The following is a 22,468-nucleotide window of genomic DNA, read 5'->3' as shown; positions in this document are numbered from 1 at the left end:
GGAGTTAAAAATGGCTAGAATAACAAGATGGGAGCCAGAAAATGAACAGTTTTGGGAAGCTGAAGGGAAAAGACACGCCAGTCGAAACCTTTGGATTTCCATTCCGGCTTTATTACTAGCATTTGCAGTTTGGCAAATTTGGTCAGTAACAGCAGCAAGTTTAAATGACATTGGATTTAACTTTACGAAATCTGAATTATTTACACTAGCTGCTCTTCCAGGACTGACAGGTGCAACGCTACGCATTATTTACACATTTGTTGTACCAATTTTTGGTGGACGTAACTGGACAATTATCAGTACAGCGTCACTTTTAATACCGGCAATTGGAATAGGAATTGCTGTCCAAAATCCAGAAACAACGTTTATGACTATGGCAATTTTAGCAGCGCTTTGTGGTCTAGGTGGAGGGAATTTTGCTTCATCAATGGCAAATATCAGCTTCTTCTATCCGAAGAAAGCAAAAGGTACTGCATTAGGGTTAAATGCAGGTATTGGTAACTTAGGAGTAAGTGCTGTACAATTCATTGCCCCGCTAGTTGTGACAATGGGAGTTTTTGGAGCAGTAGCAGGCAATCCGCAAGTTTTACCAGATGGTTCAAATGTCTGGATCCAAAATGCAGCGTTTGTTTGGGTAATTCCGATTATCTTAACAGTAATTGCTGCAATCTTTGGGATGGATAATTTACCGGGAACAAAAGCTTCAGTGAAGGAGCAAGCAGTTATTTTCAAAAACAAGCATACGTGGATTATGACTTTCCTTTACGTTATGTGCTTTGGTTCTTTTATTGGATATTCAGCCGCTTTTCCGTTATTAATTCGAACTGAATTTCCTGAGGTAAATGCTTTACAGTTTGCGTTTCTTGGACCATTAGTAGGTGCGTTGATTCGTCCATTTGGTGGCTGGCTATCAGATAAAGTTGGTGGTGCAATTGTAACTTTTATTGACATTATTGTTATGATTGGTGCTACATTAGGAGTTCTATATTTCTATAACCAAGGAAACTTTACAGGATTTCTCATTATGTTCCTTATCCTATTTGTGACAACAGGTATTGCTAATGGATCAACATTTAGAATGATCCCATTTATTTTTAACAACCCAAAAGAGGCTGCGGCTGTATTAGGATGGACGTCAGCAATTGGAGCTTATGGCGCATTCTTAATTCCGAAGATCTTTGGATGGTCTATTGATACAACAGGAATGGCAAACACGGCCTTATATATTTTCATAGCTTACTATGTTGCGAGCTTATTCGTTACTTGGTACTTCTACTCACGTAAAAATGCAGAGGTTAAGTGTTAATTTAGGAATGATTTAGCTGATAGTTAACAATTTGTTGGTATAATATGTAAAGGGTGCCTAAATGGTACCCTTTTTCAATTAATTGCCTCCATATCATGTTTTACTTTGTATATCTGTTCATGATAAAATAATTTAATATGTACACAATATTGACAAAAACCATCCATAAATACGTGGTTTGATCTCTTTAATTACCATTATGATAGTGTTAAGATAATAATTAATATAACTATTTAAAAAATTATGGAAAAGAGGTTTTCTTAAATGGAAAAGAAAGAGCTGGAAATGAAGCGCTTCTTTAATGAATTGTCAAAAGAAAACCAAGACTTGTTATTATCGATTGGCTTGGAAATAAATGCAAAGAGTGGGACGTTTTTATTTCACGAAGGTGATTTTCCTGAAAATGTATTCCTAGTTCGTTCTGGGAGAGTTCGTCTAAGTAAAATGACTGCTGATGGAAAAGAGTTTAGTGTTCATTTAAAACAAAAGGATGAGCTTGTGGGGGAAGTAGGCTTATTTAATGATATGTCCATTAGTGTGACGGCTGAAGTGATTGAAGATGCGGTTTTAGTAAAATTTGATCGTCCTGTACTAGAAGATATTTTTCGCCGAAATGGTGAAATTGCGGTTGCTTTTATGAAGTGGTTTGCAAGACATACACAATCTACTCAAGCGAAGTTTCGAGATTTAATCCTCTGTGGAAAAACTGGTGCCTTTTACTCAACTTTAATTCGTTTCAGTAATTCCTACGGTGTCAAAACAGATGACGGTATTATAATAAATGTTCAGTTAACTAACCAAGATATTGCTAGCTACATCGGCACTACGAGGGAAAGTATTAATCGTATGCTTAATGATTTAAAGAAAGATAAGATCATATCTGTTGAAAAAGGACTAATTACAATTAAAGATATGCAATTTTTAAAGGACTATTTGCATTGTGGAGACTGTCCTGTAGAAATTTGCACAATATAGAAAAACGACATGAAACGTTCATGTCGTTTTTCTTTTGGAACTTATTTGAGTTTCTAATTTCTTAAGGATTTTAAAATTCACCAGTTGCTAGTATTAACAAATTATTTCCTGAAAAAACTTGTTCGCCACTTTTGCTTAATATGGTGCAACTGATAATTCGAAAATGGCTATTGTCAGTTTCGTCTTTATGAGCTTCTAGTAATATTCCTTCACCTTTGAGTTGTTGGTCTTGGTATACTTGAACCTTTTGCCCTTCCATCGAGACGTGTTTTGCTGTCTCCAAAAAACGTACCCATTGTTCCCACCCACTAACGATAAAAGCCTCACTTCCATCTTCCAAATACCCCATTAAAGCAAGGTGATCGTCAACTGATGCTCCAATGTTTTCAGCAATGGTTTTAACTACTTTATGAAGATGCTTATATTGATCGAAAGAAAGCTCTTTAGAAAATGTTAAAAGTAATTGTTTCGTTTCAGCAGCATGAGTAATAGTTGCTCTATAAGCATTTTCATTTGAGATATACTTTCCGTTGTCATAGTTAAAATGAAGACTTTTTAATGTTTCAAAAACAGGTTGTTGTCCCTGATATTGAAAAGTAACTTGTAACAAACAAATCAACCCCTGTAGTTAGTCTTATACCTTGATAGTAACAAGAAAACTCTATTACAACAGTATAAAATATCACAATTGTGTGAAGTAGATAGAAACTGTGATAATAATCACTTAGATCATAATATTATTACAGTAAAATAAAATCATAAGTAAGTTCTCGTAAAGAGGGGGTTTTATAGATGAAATGGTTTATTCCACGGGAGCATGGGGCTTGGGCAATGTTAATCGTTCCGTTTATGTTAGGAATGTTTGCTAGTGGTACCACTTTTTTACATTTTATTTTCTTTATTGGTGTCCTAGCTTTTTACTTTTCATCAGGTCCATTATTTGCCTATATTAGAAAACCAAAGCTAAACAAAGAGATTTTACCCTCTTTGCTTATATATGTGAGTATTGGCTTGTTGTTTACGGTACCTTTAATTTATTTTACACCAAAGATTTTCTTAATTAGCTTATTCATTTTACCGTTATTTACACTAAATATATACTTTGCAAAAATAAAGAAAGAGCGATTATTTATCAATGATGTTATAGCTATTACAGCATTATCGTTTCTCGTCATTATTTCCTATTACCTAGGTTTAGGAGTGATTGATCAAAAAGCGATTTGGCTGATGTTAATTAACATTATCTTTTTCACTGCAAGTGTTTTTCATGTAAAAACACTCATTCGTGAAAAAGGAAATATCAGGTTTTTATGGGCATCACATGTTTTTCACGGTTTTACTATCATATTATTTTTAGTTATCCATCCCCTAGTTGCATTTGCGTTTCTAATTGGTGCGATGAAAACATGGTTCATGCCAAGGGATATTCGTTATAAACCGATTCAAATTGGCCTTATAGAAATCGCAAACAGTGTTTTATTTTTAGTTATTATCGGGTTCTTTTACTAATTGAACCTGAACTTCCCAAAATAATCTTAACCAAGATAACTCATATTAAATAAGAGTTACTCATTAAAAAAATTGGGGAGTGAAGATAATGGGACAAAGTCGTCAATTTACCCATGGACAAAAAGCACCTAATAATGGTATTTATGTTGAGATCGGTGAGACTGGGGATATGGTTCAAAATCCCAAAAGTGTTAAGCTGAAAGCTGGCGATTCTTTTCCAGAAACAAGTAATCAAAATCGCAAATGGACATATAAAAGTAAATTCGGAAGGTAACAGCATTAGCTGTTACTTTTCTTTTTATAATGGATGTTTTCGCAAAGTTTGTTGCTTTCGTAAAAATCCCAAAAACCGGATTTTTACACAAAATACAAAGAATTCACAACTAATTTAGTAAGTATTGTTCTTTTCTTACAAAATTTATTGGCTGATATCTTCATCTAGGGTATTTTTCCGATTATTTTAGGATAAAAAGCCACAATGTTTACGAAAAGAGCCTAATAAAAAGAAGAATAAATATTCTAAGCTAGGATTATTATAAAAATAATATGAAATAGAGCTCAGTTGTATATTCTAAGCTTAATAATAGTTCGGAGGGAAAACTAATTGGAAAAGGAAAAAAGGGAAGAATTAGAAGCTTTGCTAGCTCAAAAAAACTCAAACTTAACGTCACATGGGAAAGAAAGGATTGAGGAATTACAAGGTGATTTAAAGGATTATGAATAAAATAGGCTTTGTTCTGTCAATCAAAGAAAATCCCTGCATACATTATAAAGAAGAAACCTATGCGAGGGATCACGAAATGGCAATTAAAGAGAGATTTTTTCTTGTTGGAGAAGAGTGGAACGTCATTCACTTACCTAGTAAACCAAATGGATTTGCAGTTTTTATTATCGGTGATGTAAACAATTATGTTCAGTCGAATACAAGTTCGTGGCACCAGCGTCCTGATCAAGTTGAGTTCATTAAAGAGCTAAAAAAAGCGGGATATACTGTCGTTTCCTCTAATTTATTCGGAAGGAATTGGGGAAGTGAAGAAGCGTGTTATTACTTGCAAAGATTATATGAGGAAGTTATGAAGAAAGAAATTCTAAATAGAAAGGTACACATCATTGCTGAAGGGATGGGAGCTCTAGTTGCGGCCAAACTTGTGCCAAACCTTCTAGGGGTTTTTCGTTCTGTAGTTATGATAAATCCGTGCCTAAATTTAAAGGATTATTTTCATCGAGAGAAAAATAATAAACTATTTTATAAACGTTTTCTAAAAGAATTAAAGAAAGCCTACCAACTTGATATAGATATGCTTGAATTAACGATATCTTCAATGGATATTAGTCATTATAAAGCTATGACAGTACCAACGAAAATATTTCATTGCATGAATGCCACACCATTTTCATTACAAGACCACGTTCGTCCATATGAACAACTGTGTAATACCACCAATACCACAATTGTCGATGTCTCTATTTTCCTGAAATCTAAACCCTTTTCTGAACTTGCAAGACCGACAATACAGTTTTTAAAAAACCATGAAAAAAACTTATAAACACCTTGCTCTTATATAAACGGAGGAGGTGTTTATACATTTTGGTTACTCTTAATGTACTAAACAGTGGAGATTATTCATATAAATAATAAATGAAGTCTAATGGGGGAGTTTTATAATGAAAAAAGTAGTTGTTACCGGTGCCCTAGGATTTATTGGCTTTTCTTTGTGTCAGCGTCTAGTTGAGAAAGGAATAGAGGTAATTGGTATCGATGGTATGGTTGACGAACGATTAAAAGATTTATACGAAGAGAAACTGTTGTGGATTGGTAGAAACTCTTTGTTTCAGTTAATAAATAAAAGAATAGAAGATATAGATTTAGAAGAAATTATGAAAGAAGTAGATGTAGTCTATCATTTAGCAGCAGCTACTAGTAGAGATCGAAATTGGGGGTTACTAAGAACGACAATCGAAGATAACGTAGGTGTTACCGGTAAAATCATTAATGCTTGCGGAAGTAATGTAAAACTTATCTTTACCTCTTCTACACAAGTTTACGGTGAGAGGACTGGAGTAATTACTGAAAAAACACCACTTAATCCAATTACCCCATATAGTTTAACAAAAATGGCTGCTGAATCCTTAATAAAAACTAAATCTATTGAAACAAATCTACAGTATATCATTTTTCGATTACCAACCATTTATGGTCCTTGGCAAAGATCTGACATGACTTACTGTCAATTGCTGACTCAACAACTTTCGAATACAGATAAAAAAGTTGATTACGACCGAGTGACAGAAGATATTTTGTATATTGATGATATTCTTGATACACTTATTGTAGCTGGTATGAAAAAAGAGTGTAAAAATGAAATCTTTAACTTAGCTACTGGAAAAATTAATGAGTGGTATCGTGGTAAGGCAATCATTAAAAAAGATCCTAGCCTTATTCCTAATGATGAAAGAATGCATGTCTCGATAAACAATGGTAAAGTAGTCAAAGAGTTAGGGTTTAAAGTTTCAACCACACTTGAAGAAGGAATTAAAAAACAAAGAGATCATATCGCAAAGTATAGGAATTTGTTTTAGTTTAGGAGTAAAATGAATGAGTTCAAAACAGGTCATTACAGGGTTTCTGTTATTCACCATTGTAACAGTAGGCATCTTTTTAGTAGTACACCAATTACTTGATGTAAATGAAGGTATTAGCGTTGTCGTTGCGTTTATTGGTGGTATTATTGCGGAAATTTTATATCGAAAGAAAAATAAAGAAAACTAGGTTGAGTAAACCTAGTTTTCTTTAATGAACGAGTTTTCGTAAAATCTAATATTAGGATATTTATCTTGAGCAGTCCTCATTTGAAAGTCATTTTCAAATAGAACTACAAGTCGATCATCACGGTCTTTTACTAAGTTACGTTGAGTACGCATAAAAGCTTCAAGATCTTTTTTCTCACCTGACACCCACCTTGCATAAGAAAAAGGTAGACGTTCTAGACGGATATCCACTTTGTACTCAGATTTTAGTCGGTGCTCAAGTACTTCGAATTGAAGTACACCTACAACACCAACAATTTGTTGTTCAACGACTTTCTGATAGGTCTGGAAAAGCTGAATTGCACCTTCTTCTGTTAACTGTCTTATTCCTTTTTCAAACGACTTATGTTTAAGCGCATCTTTTACAGAAATGGCGCAAAAATGTTCTGGTGAGAAATGTGGCATTTCGTCAAATTCAAAAGAGCCATTCTCAACGAGTGTATCTCCAATTCTGAAAGTTCCTGGATCAAATAACCCGATAATGTCTCCTGCATATGCCTCCTCAACAGCATTTCTACTTTGTGCTAAAAACTGTGTTGTTTGAGCAAGGCGTAGAGGTTTTCCTAACCTAACGTGGTTTACAGACATTCCTTTTTTAAATGTACCAGAAGTTATCCGCAAGAACGCAATCCGATCTCGGTGGGCAGGGTTCATATTCGCTTGAATTTTAAAGACAAATCCAGAAAAATTTTGATCAAGTGGTGTAATGGTTCCTTCATTACTTTTTCTAGGTGTAGGTGATGGAGCCATTTCTAAGAAATGATTTAAGAAAGTTTGTACCCCAAAGTTAGAGATGGCACTACCATAGAATATTGGTGTCAATTGACCGTTATTAATTAGCTCAATATCAAATTGATCCCCAGCAACATCAAGCAATTCCATTTCTTCACGAAACTGTTTCACTAAACTCTCATCTTTAATGATTTCGTCAATGATTGGATCTTCTGGTCCGTTGACATCAATAATGTCAACATGGCTTGGATTTTTATGATTATAAAGTTCCAAGCGATTTTTGACACGGTCAAATACAGCCTTGAAGTCCTGTCCCATACCAATCGGCCAATTCATAGGGTAAGAACGAATTCCTAAAACTTCTTCTAATTCCTCCATCAACTCGAAAGGTTCTTTCCCTTGACGATCTAGTTTATTAATAAAGGTAAAAATAGGTATACCTCTCATACTGCATACCTTAAATAATTTAATTGTTTGTGCTTCTACCCCTTTAGCAACGTCAATAAGCATTGTTGCTGAGTCAGCAGCAGTTAACGTTCTATACGTATCTTCACTAAAGTCTTCATGCCCAGGTGTATCTAAGATATTCACATGATAATCGTTGTATTGAAATTCCATGACAGAACTCGTTACCGATATTCCACGTTGCTTTTCAATCTCCATCCAGTCACTTAAAGCATGCTTTGAGTTTTTTCTTCCTTTTACAGTACCAGCTTCGCGTATGGCTCCTCCAAAATAAAGAAGTTTTTCAGTTAATGTTGTCTTCCCAGCATCGGGATGGGAAATGATAGCAAAGGTTCTTCTCGACTGAACCTCTTGTTCAAAGTTTGTTTTCATATAATTTGTGCCTCTTTCGTAAAAAAGTAACAATATTAGGCATTTAATTTCCTAATAAATCATTTATAATAGTAATAGGGTTGGGTCCCTATGTATAACAACATACAATTCTTTACGTATGTATTTCATTGCTTGATTTTAACATATATCCGAATGTTAAAAAAGGGGGATTACAAATAACAATACATTCTTGTTATTTTCATATATAATATAGTAAGCGTTTTACTTGCTTGTTAGTTGAAAAACTTTGGTGACAGTCTCAGAAAAACACAAAAGTTTTTCTAATCGCAAAAGGAGAGTGCTTAACACTTATGAAATTTATTCGTATCAGTCTAGTAATCTTAACCTTTCTATTTACAATAGGCTGTTCTACAAGTACTGAAACAAATACAATAACAAAAGTTGGTCTCCTCTTACCACATAATATCGATGATCAAGGATGGAACAGTAAAGGGTATGAGGGATTATTGAAAATTCATTCTAGCTTAAATCTCGATGTTTTTTATAAAGAAGAAATTAATTCAAAGGAAAAAGTGGTACAGGCAATTGATGAATTTGTAGACAGCGGTGTAAACTTAATATTTGGTCATGGGCATTTGTTCGCTCCATTTTTTATGGAATTGAAAGATGACTTTCCAAATGTTCATTTTGTAACTTTTAATGCGGATGTTGAGGGAGATAATATTACCAGCCTGCATTTTGAGGGCTATTCAATGGGTTTTTTTGCTGGTATGTTGGCTAGTGAAATGTCAGATTCTAAAATAGTTGGAGTCCTTGCAGCTTTTCCATGGCAACCCGAAGTGGAAGGATTTGTAGATGGTGTTAAATTTCAAAATGCTGAAGTTGAAGTTCAGGTGGAATTTGTTTCTAGTTGGGTTAATGTTGATGTAGCAATAGAACTTTATAACCGGATGGTTAATGACGGAGTCGATGTTTTCTACCCTGCTGGTGACGGTTACCATGTAGCGATCATAGAAGAGGTAAAAAAACATGGATTATATGCTATCGGATTTGTTGGAGACCAATCAGATATGGGTCAATCGACTGTTTTAACTAGTACGATACAACACGTAGACAATTTATACGAACTTGTTGCAGAGAAGTTTTTAAAGGGAGAGCTAGATACAGGAAATAAGTATTATGACTTTGCCGAAGGAGTTATTTCGCTTGGTGCCTTTAGTACAGAAGTTCCTGGTGAAGTCCAAATACAGATTAATGAAGCCATTAATACATATATAGAAACCGGTAAACTTCCAAATGAGTCTTATTAAATAAGAAAAGAGTAGACGTATAGAATATTTTATTCTAAACCTACTCTTTCTTTTTTTTTAAAAGGCTCTTTTCGTAAACATTGTGGCTTTTTTATCCTAAAATAATCGGAAAAATACCCTAGATGAAGATATCAGCCAATAAATTATGTAAGAAAAGAGCAGTCCTTACTAAATTAGTAGTAAATTCTTAGTGATTTGTGTAAAAATCCGGTTTTTGGGATTTTTACGAAAGCAACAAACTTTGCGAAAACAGCCTTTTCAAAAAAAGGGCGATTTATCGATTGAAAAACCCCAATGGACATACTCAATGGTGGACATATGCACATATGATGATACAGATTAAGTGAAAGTAGGTACGAATACCCTTTCTTAGAAAGATAGTGTCAAAATTAAAGGAGGATTTATTATGTACCCTGGTTATTATCCAACCATATATGATTATAGATCACATCAACATGCTCAGCACCATCATCATCCTGGTGGAGGTGGTAGTTCAACAATGCTACCAATTTTGGCTGGCTTAGCTGGCTTTGCTGGAGGGGGATTATTAGCAAATGCATTTAATAGCCCAGGAGGTTTCGGTCCAGGAGGCTATGGACCAGGAGGCTATGGACCAGGAGGCTATGGACCAGGAGGCTACGGACCGGGAGGCTATGCACCAGGAGGCTATGGACCAGGAGGCTATGGACCAGGAGGCTACGGACCGGGAGGCTATGCACCAGGAGGCTACGGAGTAGGAGGCCCTAAACCAGGAGGCTACGGAGCAGGAAGCCCTGCACCAGGAGGCTACGGACCAGGAGGCCAGCCAGGCTATTAATATTTTTAGTTGTTTCTAAGTCATTTAGTTGTTTTAGAGAAGATATCTTCTGGTTTAAATAATTCATTAATTTATTTAAAGCTAGAATACGCCGCTACCATCAGGAAGAGTAGCGGTGTATTCTTTTTGTCCCATGTTTTGTAAAATAAAAAACTATTTTTTTCCTTTAAACAAATCAAACAATGGCCCCATTTTTTTTAATGAAGGACCTAGTTTGTTTGCATAATCCATTAACATATCAAATTGTTGCATCATCTGAACAAAATCGAGTTCAGGAGCCTGGGGGTTAGTTTCATTATTGTTTTTCTCTGTCATGTTTTCAGGCTTTGATAAATTTTTATCCTCTAATTTTGTAGTTTCTAAGTTGGCCTCGAAGTCTTTAGTCGCATTTTGAGGATCATCATCTTTTGTCACCTCTAGTGAAGTGGGTCTTCTTGTAGGTCCAAACATTAAATTATCAAAAACACTTCTTCCATGAGAAGGACCAACTTGTTTGTTCTCATCCATTTCTATTAACCTCCCTTACGAAACATTTGTACAATATAAAATTATGTTGTGGTTTTAAAGAGAGTGCAGAAGATATAGCCCGAATTTGCCTCAACCGATTATTTGGTAGACAAAGAGAAAAAGATCGATTAAAATTAGTACTAGGTCATAATAATAACTCGTATGATAGGGTTTTGAATTCGTATATTTTTATTGAGATAATTTTTTAATACACTTTTTATACAGGAGGTAAGGGGAATGGGGAACGTAGGAATACTTGGTATGGGATCCTATATACCGGAAAATATAATAAAAAATGTAGACTTAGAAAATAGAATGGATACTTCGGATGAGTGGATACGAACGAGGACTGGTATTGAAGAGCGTAGATTTGCGCCAGAAGAACATAATACATCACATATGTGTTTTGTAGCTGCTAAAGAAGCGTTAGAACATGCAGGTGTAAAGCCAGAAGAAATAGATTTAATTATCGTAGCGACCGTTACACCAGATCGACCATTTCCTTCAATGTCGGCAGTCATCCAGCACCAATTAGGTGCTACGAAAGCTGCTGCAATGGATGTTAGTGCGGCTTGTGCAGGTTTTATGTACGGTATTGTTACCGGTAAACAGTTTATCCAAACAGGAGATTATAAATATGTCTTAGTCGTTGGAGCAGAGAAGCTGTCGAAACTAATCAATTGGGAAGATCGAAACACAGCTGTGTTATTTGGAGACGGAGCTGGTGCTGCAGTTTTAGGAGCCGTTTCAAAAGATAGAGGTATTTTGGCCTTCGAGTTAGGTGCTGATGGCACTGGCTCCGAACATATTACTCAAGAAGGTAAATACTTAGTGATGAACGGGAGAGAAGTCTTTAAATTTGCTGTTCGTCAAATGGGTGAATCTGCTATGAGTGTTATTAATAAGGCAGGATTATCTAAAGAAGATGTAGACTTTCTTGTACCACACCAAGCAAATATTCGAATTATGGAGTCTTCAAGACAAAGACTTGAATTACCAGAAGAAAAAATGTCGAAAACAGTACATAAATATGGAAACACTTCATCGGCTTCTATACCCATGGCTCTAGTTGATGAAATTAAAGGTGGCAAGATTAAAGATGACGATATCGTCATTTTAGTAGGGTTTGGTGCTGGTTTAGTCTGGGGCTCAATCGCGATACGTTGGGGCAGATAAAATAAAAAAGGAGAGTAAAAAGAATGAAGCAAAATCGTGTTGTAATTACAGGCTTAGGTGCAGTTACTCCATTAGGAAATACTGTTGCGTCGACTTGGGAGAATGTTGTGGCCGGAAAATCAGGCATTGGCAAGCTTACAAGAGTAGATGCTACACAATTTCCAACAGTTGTTGCTGCAGAATTAAAGGACTTTGATCCTGGTCATTACATGGACAAAAAAGAAGCTAGGAAAATGGATCGATTTACTCAATATGCCGTAGCAAGTGCCATAATGGCTGTTGAGGATGCTAAGTTAGATATTAATGAGAGTAACGCTGATAGGATTGGTGTTTGGATCGGATCGGGTATTGGTGGCATGGAAACCTACGAGCAGCAATTTGCAATCTTTCAGGAAAAAGGTCATCGCCGTGTTAGCCCGTTCTTTGTTCCTATGCTTATTCCAGATATGGCATCTGGACAAGTATCAATTACATTAGGGGCGAAAGGTATCAATTCATGTACGGTAACAGCCTGTGCTTCAGGAGCTAATTCAATCGGTGATGCATTTAAAGTAATTGAACGTGGTGATGCTGATGTTATGATTACCGGTGGCTGTGAGGCTCCAATTACCAATATGGCAATGGCAGGTTTTAGTGCAGCGAAAGCGTTATCGACAAATCCAGATCCAGCTACTGCAAGTCGCCCATTTGACCTAAATCGAGATGGGTTTGTGATGGGTGAAGGTGGAGCCATTTTAGTCTTGGAATCACTTGACCATGCTCAAAAACGTGGTGCCGCTATTTATGCAGAAATCGTAGGCTATGGTGCAACAGGAGATGCTTACCATATCACTGCTCCAGCTCCAGAAGGTGAAGGCGGCGTGCGAGCAATGAGAATGGCATTGAAAGATGCGGGATTAAATCCAGAAGATATTGATTATATGAACGCTCATGGCACGAGCACCCACTATAATGATAAATATGAAACATTAGCGATTAAACAAGTATTTGGGGAATATGCAACTAAGCTTGCTGTTAGTTCAACGAAATCAATGACAGGACACCTATTAGGGGCTGCGGGTGCTATCGAAGCTATATTCTCTGTCAAGGCAATTGTTGATGGAATCATTCCTCCAACGATAAATTATCATACACCAGATCCGGAATGTGATTTAGATTATGTCCCTAATGAAGCGAGGAAACAGGAAGTTAGAGCTGTTCTTAGTAACTCACTAGGCTTTGGAGGGCATAACGCAACTTTAGTGTTTAAGAAGTTTAATGGATAATTAAAACAAGGAGTTTGGTTATTAACCAAACTCCTTGTTTTTGCGTTCTACTTAGGTTACTCGCCGTCATTGAAGGCATTTACTTCTTCTAATTCTAAGAATTCATAAATCGCTTGTTTATTTTTTTCCATATTTAACTCTAATATTGCCCCTGCATGACTATTTCTAGAGTCAACATAAGTTCCTTCTACGGGTATTGTTAACGTTTCAACGCTATCAATTGGGTTAAGAAAGAAATTGCGACCGTAATCCAAAAATTGAGAATTTTGAATATTTGTTGTGATAAACGGTTCTACCGCACCTAATAGCTTGGGAAGACGAGTGATTCCAGAAAGTGAAATAAGATCATCTTTTAGAATAGAAAGAACTTCCTGTTGACGACGTACTCTTCCAAAATCATTATCACGATCATTACGGAAACGTACATATTGTAATGCTTCTTTACCGTTTAGACGTTGTACTCCCGGTTCAAAGTTAATATATAAGCCTCCAGCAGTGTCTTCATAGAACATTCTTCTTGCTATATCTACCTCAATCCCATTAGGTGAGATAATATCCACAACACGAGTGAACCCATTAAAATCTACTAACGCATAATAGTGAATATCAATATCAAAATTTTCTTTAATTGTTTTTCTAAGTAGTTCTGGACCACCTAAGAAAAAGGCGGTATTAATTTTATTATTACGATAACCAGGTATTGATACGTAGCTATCTCTCATTAAGGAGATGAGCTTTGCCTTACCATTTTTAGGTTGATATTGTGCAACCATAATTGTATCAGTTCGGGCAGGTCCCCCATCTTCATTATCAACACCTACTAAAAGGACATGGATATAGTCTGCTACGTCATCATCACCAAAAAATTCAATATCTTCTTCAGATTGTTTACCATTGTTTTCTTCTATCAGACGAATTGACTCTTCCCTGGCTTTTTCGTATTGGTTGGTTGTATAGGCGGCAGCTGATAAAGCTAGCAATATAAATATTAATACAGTAAGGATAATAATTTTTCGTTTAATGGTCTTATTTTTCCCACTTTTTTGTCTTCTGTTAGTCAACCTTTATCCACTCCTTTAAGCATACAATGTTGATTATAGCAGAAAAAGAGCTGTTTTTGTAGGTTTATATTATAAAATGTAGAATACGTAGCTCAGTCTTGAGACGGAGAAAAAAACCAACCCTTGGCTGTTACTTATTTTAAAAGAACTAATTATGATAGTAATAGACATAAGAAACGTATGAACCATACAGAAGGTTAGGAGGGAAATTGAAGAAAAGCTCAAAGAGAATTAGATTTTTATCACTTTACAATAACTAGTAATGATAAAATAGAAGTAAGTAAAAAAATCTGAAAAATGAGGAATGAAAGATGACAAACAAAGTCTTTGGGATCGTAATATTGGGTGTTGGTTTGTTATTTTTATTAACAAACATAGGGGTAATTGAAATGAACATCGGAACTTTTATCTCTATGTACTGGCCGCTAATCATCATTTACATTGGTCTACGACAAGTTTTACGTGGTTTTATTTACTTTGTAAAGAAACTTAGTGATGGAAAATGGCGGTTCAATAAGCTGTTTTGGGGAGCGTTAATATTAGCCTTTGGACTTGTTATCCAAGGGAACAAGCTTGAGTATTTTCAAATAAGTATGGGAGAGTTTTGGGGTTGGTTATGGCCAATTTTAATAATATATTTTGGTATATCACTAATCTTTAATCGGAAATCTGGCCTCATTGTTGTTGATTTAAGTGAGTTTGGTGATGAAGATAAAATTAAACCGTTTGAGAAAGAAAAATCTTTTAAAACATCTTCAAATTCAAAGCAGAAACTAATGATTGGAGATATTCGATTAGGGAAATCACCATGGCAAATTGATGAGATGAAGACATGGGTAGGTGTTGGAGATATCTCATTAGACCTGTCAACAGCTATGCTTAAAGAGGGTGTAAATACGATAGATTTATCTGGAGGTATTGGAGATGTTAAAATTTTTGTTCCAGAAGATCTCCCTATAAAAATTAATGCAGATGTAAAACTCGGTGAAGTAAAAATCTTTGATAATAAACAAGCGGGTACAAGTAGATTTGTTTCTTATGAAAGTGAAAATTATCAAAATGCAGAAAAAAAAGTACAGATCTATATCCAGTTGTCTATCGGGGATATTAAGGTGAAGCGAGTGGATTGAGATGAATATAAATAAAAAGAAACCAGTCCAGAGATTAACAGGAATCCAGTGGCACATTTTTAAGATACAGTGGAGAATTGTCCTCACTATCTCTGGTGTGTTTTGTTTTGGACTGCTAATAACAGCAACGTTTATTCAAAACATTCCAAGTCTTTATGAACGATACAATCAAATATCTAGCCTAACGTTATTTTCTAATTCGTTCTTTTATGGTGTATTCTTTGCTACAAGCTATGTTTTCCTTGTTTGCTTACTATGTTCACTAATCTACAGTATTCCTCTTGCTAGAAATATTAAGAAACAGTTAGAGAAACTCATTGATGCTGCAACAATATTTACAAGGGGAAAGTTAACCACCAGAGTGGAGCAAGACGTAGATCACGAATTTTCATTACTCGCAGAACAATTTAATGCAATGGCTAATCACTACGAAAAACAAGTTGTATCTTTGCAAAAATTATTAAGTGAAAATTCTCGTCTAATTGAACAAGCAGAACAAGCTGCATCGCTTGAAGAGCGACGTAAACTAGCTAGGGATTTACACGATGCTGTAAGCCAACAACTCTTCGCCATATCAATGACAATGGCAGCAATGCCAAGATTATTAGAGAAAAATCCCGAACAAGCAAAGGTCGTTTTTACAGATATTGAAAAAATGGTCAACAATGCTCAACAAGAACTAAGAGCTCTAATTATGCATTTACGACCAGTTACATTAGATGGCAAATCGTTTTATGAAGGTTTACAATCTTTGTTTACTGAATTAGCAATAAAAAATAAACATTTGAAGATTGAATTGGAAAATAATTCAGAAACAACCCTTCCTTCACGGATGGAGGATCAGTTATTTAGAGTTATCCAAGAAGCTATTTCAAATATGCTCAGACATTCAAAAGCTACATCTTTTATTATGAAATCCTTTGAAAAAGATGGGCGATTATTCATTATTTTAGAGGATAATGGAATAGGGTTTTATGTAGATGAAATGGAAAAGAAAGGCTCTTATGGATTAACTAGTATGAAAGAAAGACTGATTGAGTTAGGAGGAAACTTAACAGTCTTATCGTATCCAAACAAAGGGACAAAACTTGAATTAAGAATTCCTATACAGGGAGTAAGCGAACAATTGGAGGGGGAGCGCAATGAGTGAAAAGATTAAAGTACTTTTGATTGATGACCATGAAATGGTGCGCATGGGTTTAAAGACATTCCTAAGTCTAGAAGAAAATATTGAGATTATAGGTGAAGGTAGCAACGGTGAAGAAGCGATAAAGTTGGCTGAAGAACTCAGCCCTGATGTTATTCTAATGGACTTAATGATGGACAAAGTGAATGGTATTGAAGCAACAAAACAGATTACAAGTAAGAATAATCGTATAAAAATAATCGTTTTAACTAGCTTTCTAGATGATGAAATGGTGTTTCCAGTCATTGAAGCAGGTGCATTTAGTTATCTACTGAAGACCACTAGCGCAAGTGAAATTGCTAACACAATAGAAAAAGCCATGAAAGGTGAACCTACCATCGAAGGAAAAGTAGCTAGCTTGATGTTTAATCGTATGAAAGAAAGACCTAAGCACGAAGCGTTAACAACTAGAGAACGAGAGGTATTGACACTTTTAGGCAAAGGCCGGAGCAACAAAGAAATAAGCGAAGAGCTCCACATTGGTATAAAGACAGTAAAGACCCATGTTAGTAATATACTATCTAAGTTAGAATTAGCCGATCGCACACAAGTTGCAATATATGTAAATAAATTTTTTAAGCATTAAATTAGTGGTTAACTTGTATGGGATCAGTCTTATTTTTTCACCTTTTATTTAGTTAAATTGTACAAATTTCAACGGGACATTTTCCACAGCGTAAATGATTTTTTAAGTAGTTAATATCTTTAATTAAGATGTTTCCATTTAAAAACGCAATAACATTGGATTTCTTTAAATCCTGTAACATTCTATTTGCTGTTTCCCGAGAAGTCCCGATGAAGTTGGCTATATCTTGATTTGTTAGTTTGATAGTTATTAGAATATCATTATGATAGGTTATCCCATAAGAGTTACTAAAACGAATTAAAATCGAATAGAGTGCTCCAACTTTCCCGTAAAGAAGAAGATCTGAAAATTTCGCTTGAGTTGATTGTGTATTCCGAGCAAAAAGTTTAATAAACGAAACTGCAATTTCCCCATTTTGCAGAAACAAAGCCTCCAAGTGTTCACGGTTAAATTTAATAAGGCTAGAATTTTCGATTACCTCTGCGGTCATACTAACAGCCATTTCGTTAAATAGGCTAAATTCTCCGACAATTTCATCAGCTTGTTTTAAATGAAGAAAAAACTTCTTATGTTCAATCGTCATTTTACTTAATCTAACCTTGCCAGACCGTATTAAGTAAATACTCCTTGCTTCTTCCCCTTCATAAAATAAAATAGTTCCTTCCTTAACAAATGTTTCCACTCCATTTTGTAATAGGATGTCTTGATTTTCCTTTGATAATTGTTTGAAAAACGGTGTAATTTTGACAGTTTTATTCACTCCCCTATCACCCCTTATCTATCTTTATAACCCTTGCAATTCATAGTTTTGACACATCTTTAGAATAACACAATATTACATAAAGATGAACGGAACAAAAAAGTTTTCATCTGTTGGTTTTGCCAGAATATCAGAAAACACGTATGATAAACAAATGAACAGTAGAATGAGGGATAGTTATGAAACTACTTATTGCTGAAAAACCAGATCAAGGAATTGCTTTAGTTTCACAATTTAAAACCAAAAAACAAGATGGGTTTATTATCATCGAACCAAATAAATGGTTTCCGGAAGGCGGCTATTGTACTTGGGCAGTAGGACATCTGCTTCAACTTGTCCAACCTGAGATTTATAATTCAACCTGGAAAAAGTGGACGTTAGGAAATTTGCCTATAATTCCCGAAAAATTTCAATATGAAGTAGCAAAAGGAAAAAGTAAGCAATTACAAGTTATCTATAAATTACTTCGAAAGAAGGAAGTGACTGAAATTATTCATGGTGGAGATGCCGGTAGAGAAGGTGAGTTGATTATTAGAAGTATTATCCAAACAAGTGGAGTACAGAAACCGATGAAACGTCTATGGATCTCTTCACTAACACCCAAGTCTATTCTAGAAGGATTTGATAATCTACTAAATGAAGAGAATACAAGGAGCTTGTACTATGAAGCGTATACAAGAGCTTGTGCTGACTGGCTTGTTGGAATGAATGCTTCAAGAGCTTATTCTATTTTATTAAAAGATAAGGGTATTAGTGATGTCTTTTCTGCTGGTAGGGTTCAGACCCCTACACTTGCACTAATTGTTAAAAGAGAGAAAGAGATAAAAAAATTTCAATCCAAGCCCTTTTGGGAAGTAATTGGAACTTTTTCGATGAGTGGAAAAGAATATTCAGGTAAGTGGGAACAAGACAGCGAATCTCGGATTGAGAATGAGGAGTTAGCTCGTAATATAGTTAAGTTTTGTGAAGGGAAATTAGCAGAAATTCAAACAGCTGAAAGGGAACGAAAGACATTTGAGCCTCCGCTACTTTTTAATCTTTCTGCCATTCAAGCAACAGCCAATAGTATTTTTAAGTTTTCACCTAAAAAAACGTTGGATGTTTTGCAAAGATTGTATCAAAAAGGAATCGTCTCATATCCTCGTTCTGACTCAAATTATGTTACGAAAGGAGAAGCGGAAACATTTCCAGAAATTCTTCAAAAGCTTAGTAGGTTTAAGTCATATCAGGAATTTTTCCCTACCCCAGTAATATCAATAATGAACAATAAACGTTATGTGAATGACAAGAAGGTAACCGATCATTATGCAATTATTCCAACTGAACAAGTAAAAGATCCAAATACTTTATCTGCGGATGAAAGTAAGATTTATGATTTAGTTGTGCGACGTCTTATTGCTGCACATCATGAAGCCGCTATTTTTGACTATACAACAATTACTACTTTAGTAGATAAGCGGGCACGATTTATTTCAAAAGGAAAACAGCAAATAAATGAAGGGTGGAGAAAAGTATTATATAAGCAAGAGGATGAAGATGTTCTGTTACCACAGTTAATTGAAGGTGAATATGGTGAGGTAATAGCTGTTCAATTAAAAGAGGGGAAAACCCAGCCACCAAAGCGTTACACTGAGGGCCAATTAATTACACTTATGAAAACGGCAGGAAAGTATCTTGATAATGAAGAGCTTGAGAAAGTCCTGAACAAAACCGAGGGATTAGGAACTGAGGCGACCAGAGCAGGTATAATCACCATGTTAAAAGATCGTAATTATATTGAAGTCGAAAAAAATATAGTGTTTGCCACGAGAAAAGCACAAATTTTAATCGAAGCAATTGGTGACTCTCTTTTAGCGTCACCAGAAATGACAGCAAAATGGGAACAACGTTTAGCTGAAATAGGTCAAGGGAAATCTTCTCCGGGGACTTTTATGGAACAAACAAAAAGACTATCAACCAAGCTAATTGAGGATGCAAAAGGGAAGGCAGTAAACTGGAATTTCGAAGGACTTGAATATGAAGTGAAAAGTAAAATCACGACGAAATTTACGTTAGGAAAAAAATTAGGGAAATGCAAACTATGCGATGGAGAAGTGATCGATAAAGGAAAGTTTTATGGTTGTTCAAATTATAAAAAAACTTCATGTTCCTTTACAATCTCAAAAATATTATTAGGAAAAAAGCTGACTGAATCAACAGTAATCAAATTGCTTAATTCAGGGGCTACTAATGTCTTAAAAGGATTTAAGAAAGGGGATAAAACTTTCAGTGCAGCACTAGTATGGAATGAACATGAAAAGAAGATCAGCTTAACCTTTAAAAGCTAAAAGCTAAAAGATGTACAAACACAAGTTAAAGAAAAACTAAATAGTGACATCGTAACAACTCTTACATATCTATAGAAAGTAGAGGAGATTAGGAGGGGTTACAGTTGGGTGTTTCAAAAACAAATGTATTGATAAGGGACTTTATTAAACGAAGGAAAGAGGTTTCTCCTAAACATTATTTCCAGATACAATCTGAACTCTTATGTGAGCCTATTGCGGAATATTTTGAAGAGTACCATGCTGCCCAACTTCATAAGTACTTCTTAGATAATGGAATGTTTTTTCCTGATGCTAAGATCCTTCATGAGGTTAAAGAATTAGAAAAAAACAAGGTTTGGCAACTTGTACAAACTGAATATGAAAAGTTACAAAAGGAATGGAACGGAGCAAATGCTGAAATCTTTATTTTTCCTGCGGAGAGAAGAAACCAAGTTCTTATGAAAGATCTAAAAGGGAAAACTGGTGTAAGTTTTCATAATGTAGTTGTGCTCTTCTTAACAAAAGAAAATTCGCCTAATGAAATTAAAGCTTTACTTACGCATGAATATAATCACGTTTGTAGGTTATCAATGTTAGAACAGCAATTGGAGGAATTAACGTTATTGGATTCTATGGTTATAGAAGGAATGGCGGAAATTGCGGTAGAACAGACACAAGGTAAAGAAATGTTAGCACCATGGGTGAACCTGTATTCAAAAAAAGAACTTTTACCGTTTTGGATGAGGGTAAAACGTCATCTCGATTTAAAGGGAAAGAGTAATCACGATGTGTATTTATACGGTGATAAAAGATCTCGTACGTTTCCAAAATGGTTTGGTTACAGTGTTGGGTACTTAATTGTAAAAGAATATTTAGAAAAACATAGTGAAATGAAAATGGATGAATTGCTTCAAATTAATGCAGAAGATATTTTAAAGGACTCACAGTTTCATTAGAAAGAGAGGCTTCTTCTTGCTTCTCTTTCTTTGTTAGATAAAAAGCAGATTATTTGCTTGTCGCCGATAGGTGGTGCCTTGCGCTTTTCTTATTTTTTTAAAGGATTTTTTTCTTTTTTAGACGAAGTAATAGTTTAGGTGAAAAAATAAGGAATGGAGGGTATCCAATGCATCAAGTTCTAATCCATAGTCTTTGGTGGACAAGCAATGATTTTTAGACTTTTTCTTTTGTTAGTAGGGTTTGGTTTTGCCGTATCTGGAGGAATAAGTATGATTGCTTATTTGAACTATGTCACAGCGGGTTATACGTTCCTCTATTATCTAAAATTTATTTCTTATAGAGTAGAATTTCATCTTTTTCTTATAGGTTTTATTCTCATTGTAATTAGTATTTATATCCCTGCTTCTAAACGATAAGAGACGTAAAATGAAAAAAATTCCTAAAAACGTGGATTGTGGAATAAATTTCCTCACCTATGCCCATACTGTTTGTACAACATTCTTAGAGCAAGGGGGCTTTGTGATGGTCCACATTCGGGATGTATGGATCAACTGGTTTGAAGGCGAAGAAAATGGTTATAATGTCTGCGAATTTTTTGAATGGCGGAAAGATGATAAGATTGAACTCTTAGATCAAGTTGTTATCGTGAAGATGACAAGCAAGCTTTTTAACTACATAGAAAACAACTTAGCAGAATTACCAGAAGAGCTTCTAAATGATGTATATCAACAAAGTTTTCAAAGAAAGAACAATCAACGAATTCAGTTAGACTATTGCTTTATCGCTACTGACGGAAAAAAGGTTCTCGCTGTTGATACTTTGGGATACCAGACTCCAATTAGAAAGAGTAGACTAATGCCGCGTCAGGAAGAGATTGTTTTGGAATTAGCAATGAATGAATTTGTGAAAAATTACTATGTTGAGTATCTTGATCATCCAAGAGAACATCATATCTTGTCACCAGATCCGAAGTTAATGAGTGGTCTTATTCGGAAAGAACGCCAGTTAAAACAGTTATTGTTTATGGTTTTAGATCAATTGTATTCGACAGGCAACAGAGCAGAGGTTCAATATTGGTATACAGAATGGGCACCAACCAACTATGAAATGATACAATCAATGAATTTTGAAGAAGCATGGAACAGCCTGTATGCAGAAGTAAGGGATGGCTGGTCACACCAACATTATCAGCTATGTGAGCGGATGATAAAAGGCCAACCGTTTTTTGAAAAGCTTTGGGAACTCCAACATGCAGAGAGCGTGAAATAACAAAGAGCGA

23 protein-coding genes are annotated in these 22,468 nt (G+C 35.2%); 18 read left to right on the top strand and 5 right to left on the bottom strand.

Annotation, left to right across the window (positions count from 1 at the left end):
* Positions 1-10 precede the first annotated feature (10 nt).
* Together DS745_RS18120 and DS745_RS18115 are read left to right on the top strand one after the other, a co-directional pair.
* The gene (locus DS745_RS18120; protein ID WP_129079630.1) at positions 11-1,306 is read left to right on the top strand and encodes a NarK family nitrate/nitrite MFS transporter; all 1,296 of its coding nucleotides are present in this window, start codon (positions 11-13) and stop codon (positions 1,304-1,306) included.
* Between the two features lie 264 nt (positions 1,307-1,570).
* Positions 1,571-2,281 carry a Crp/Fnr family transcriptional regulator gene (locus tag DS745_RS18115; protein ID WP_129079629.1) on the top strand — a complete coding sequence of 237 codons (711 nt, stop codon included), beginning with the start codon at positions 1,571-1,573 and terminating at the stop codon, positions 2,279-2,281.
* 70 nt (positions 2,282-2,351) lie between these two features.
* Here the strand turns inward: DS745_RS18115 and DS745_RS18110 are convergent, their stop codons facing one another.
* Positions 2,352-2,891 carry a hypothetical protein gene (locus DS745_RS18110; protein ID WP_129079628.1) on the bottom strand — a complete coding sequence of 180 codons (540 nt, stop codon included), beginning with the start codon at positions 2,889-2,891 and terminating at the stop codon, positions 2,352-2,354.
* A 182-nt stretch (positions 2,892-3,073) separates the two neighbouring features.
* Between DS745_RS18110 and DS745_RS18105 the strand changes: the two genes are divergently transcribed.
* From DS745_RS18105 to DS745_RS24670, 5 genes are all read left to right on the top strand, one after another.
* Positions 3,074-3,790, top strand: coding sequence for a YwiC-like family protein (locus tag DS745_RS18105; protein WP_129079627.1), 717 nt, complete (start codon positions 3,074-3,076; stop codon positions 3,788-3,790).
* A gap of 88 nt (positions 3,791-3,878) precedes the next feature.
* A complete protein-coding gene (locus DS745_RS18100) occupies positions 3,879-4,064 on the top strand; it encodes a YjzC family protein (protein ID WP_129079626.1) in 186 nt (61 codons plus the stop codon).
* Between the two features lie 442 nt (positions 4,065-4,506).
* Positions 4,507-5,337 carry an alpha/beta fold hydrolase gene (locus DS745_RS18095; RefSeq protein WP_129079625.1) on the top strand — a complete coding sequence of 277 codons (831 nt, stop codon included), beginning with the start codon at positions 4,507-4,509 and terminating at the stop codon, positions 5,335-5,337.
* Between the two features lie 118 nt (positions 5,338-5,455).
* Positions 5,456-6,370 carry an NAD-dependent epimerase/dehydratase family protein gene (locus DS745_RS18090; RefSeq protein WP_129079624.1) on the top strand — a complete coding sequence of 305 codons (915 nt, stop codon included), beginning with the start codon at positions 5,456-5,458 and terminating at the stop codon, positions 6,368-6,370.
* A gap of 16 nt (positions 6,371-6,386) precedes the next feature.
* Complete coding sequence (locus tag DS745_RS24670) at positions 6,387-6,560, top strand: hypothetical protein (RefSeq protein ID WP_161568306.1); 174 nt, start codon at positions 6,387-6,389, stop codon at positions 6,558-6,560.
* 11 nt (positions 6,561-6,571) lie between these two features.
* Here the strand turns inward: DS745_RS24670 and DS745_RS18085 are convergent, their stop codons facing one another.
* Positions 6,572-8,167 (bottom strand): peptide chain release factor 3, encoded by a 1,596-nt coding sequence (locus DS745_RS18085; RefSeq protein ID WP_129079623.1) that lies wholly within the window; start codon positions 8,165-8,167, stop codon positions 6,572-6,574.
* A 311-nt stretch (positions 8,168-8,478) separates the two neighbouring features.
* Here DS745_RS18085 and DS745_RS18080 point away from each other — a divergent pair, with 311 nt between their 5' ends.
* A complete protein-coding gene (locus DS745_RS18080; protein ID WP_129079622.1) occupies positions 8,479-9,438 on the top strand; it encodes a BMP family ABC transporter substrate-binding protein in 960 nt (319 codons plus the stop codon).
* Between the two features lie 406 nt (positions 9,439-9,844).
* Positions 9,845-10,255, top strand: coding sequence for a hypothetical protein (locus DS745_RS24955; protein WP_196121283.1), 411 nt, complete (start codon positions 9,845-9,847; stop codon positions 10,253-10,255).
* A gap of 153 nt (positions 10,256-10,408) precedes the next feature.
* Here the strand turns inward: DS745_RS24955 and DS745_RS18070 are convergent, their stop codons facing one another.
* Complete coding sequence (locus DS745_RS18070) at positions 10,409-10,762, bottom strand: hypothetical protein (protein ID WP_129079621.1); 354 nt, start codon at positions 10,760-10,762, stop codon at positions 10,409-10,411.
* 237 nt (positions 10,763-10,999) lie between these two features.
* Here DS745_RS18070 and DS745_RS18065 point away from each other — a divergent pair, with 237 nt between their 5' ends.
* Both DS745_RS18065 and fabF read left to right on the top strand, forming a co-directional pair.
* Positions 11,000-11,938 (top strand): beta-ketoacyl-ACP synthase III, encoded by a 939-nt coding sequence (locus DS745_RS18065; RefSeq protein ID WP_129079620.1) that lies wholly within the window; start codon positions 11,000-11,002, stop codon positions 11,936-11,938.
* 23 nt (positions 11,939-11,961) lie between these two features.
* Positions 11,962-13,203 (top strand): beta-ketoacyl-ACP synthase II, encoded by a 1,242-nt coding sequence (gene fabF / locus DS745_RS18060; RefSeq protein WP_129079619.1) that lies wholly within the window; start codon positions 11,962-11,964, stop codon positions 13,201-13,203.
* Positions 13,204-13,259: 56 nt separating this feature from the next.
* Here the strand turns inward: fabF and DS745_RS18055 are convergent, their stop codons facing one another.
* Positions 13,260-14,264 carry an LCP family protein gene (locus tag DS745_RS18055; protein WP_129079618.1) on the bottom strand — a complete coding sequence of 335 codons (1,005 nt, stop codon included), beginning with the start codon at positions 14,262-14,264 and terminating at the stop codon, positions 13,260-13,262.
* 311 nt (positions 14,265-14,575) lie between these two features.
* Between DS745_RS18055 and liaF the strand changes: the two genes are divergently transcribed.
* From liaF to DS745_RS18040, 3 genes are read left to right on the top strand one after another with little or no spacing between them, the layout of a single operon-like run.
* Positions 14,576-15,394 carry a cell wall-active antibiotics response protein LiaF gene (liaF, locus tag DS745_RS18050; RefSeq protein ID WP_129079617.1) on the top strand — a complete coding sequence of 273 codons (819 nt, stop codon included), beginning with the start codon at positions 14,576-14,578 and terminating at the stop codon, positions 15,392-15,394.
* Position 15,395: 1 nt separating this feature from the next.
* Complete coding sequence (locus DS745_RS18045; protein WP_129079616.1) at positions 15,396-16,544, top strand: sensor histidine kinase; 1,149 nt, start codon at positions 15,396-15,398, stop codon at positions 16,542-16,544.
* Positions 16,537-17,166 (top strand): response regulator transcription factor, encoded by a 630-nt coding sequence (locus DS745_RS18040; protein WP_129079615.1) that lies wholly within the window; start codon positions 16,537-16,539, stop codon positions 17,164-17,166. Before DS745_RS18045 ends, DS745_RS18040 begins: the two co-directional genes overlap by 8 nt.
* 52 nt (positions 17,167-17,218) lie before the next feature.
* On the opposite strand, the gene DS745_RS18035 is transcribed toward DS745_RS18040, so the two are convergent.
* On the bottom strand, positions 17,219-17,926 hold the full coding sequence (locus DS745_RS18035) for a Crp/Fnr family transcriptional regulator (protein ID WP_129079614.1): 708 nt from the start codon (positions 17,924-17,926) through the stop codon (positions 17,219-17,221).
* Positions 17,927-18,105: 179 nt separating this feature from the next.
* On the opposite strand from DS745_RS18035, the gene DS745_RS18030 reads away from it, so the two are divergent.
* The 4 genes from DS745_RS18030 (at position 18,106) to DS745_RS18015 (ending at position 22,458) form a co-directional block, all read left to right on the top strand.
* Positions 18,106-20,253, top strand: coding sequence for a DNA topoisomerase III (locus DS745_RS18030; protein ID WP_129079613.1), 2,148 nt, complete (start codon positions 18,106-18,108; stop codon positions 20,251-20,253).
* A gap of 104 nt (positions 20,254-20,357) precedes the next feature.
* Positions 20,358-21,188 carry a DUF2268 domain-containing putative Zn-dependent protease gene (locus tag DS745_RS18025; protein WP_129079612.1) on the top strand — a complete coding sequence of 277 codons (831 nt, stop codon included), beginning with the start codon at positions 20,358-20,360 and terminating at the stop codon, positions 21,186-21,188.
* A gap of 207 nt (positions 21,189-21,395) precedes the next feature.
* Entirely contained in the window at positions 21,396-21,605 is a 210-nt protein-coding gene (locus DS745_RS18020) for a YuzI family membrane protein (RefSeq protein WP_129079611.1), read from the top strand.
* 106 nt (positions 21,606-21,711) lie between these two features.
* Entirely contained in the window at positions 21,712-22,458 is a 747-nt protein-coding gene (locus DS745_RS18015) for a YjbA family protein (protein WP_129079610.1), read from the top strand.
* The last annotated feature ends 10 nt before the right edge of the window (positions 22,459-22,468 follow it).

Source organism: Anaerobacillus alkaliphilus, from assembly GCF_004116265.1.
Lineage (GTDB): Bacteria > Bacillota > Bacilli > Bacillales > Anaerobacillaceae > Anaerobacillus > Anaerobacillus alkaliphilus.
This window is presented reverse-complemented; position numbering and strand designations above follow the sequence as displayed.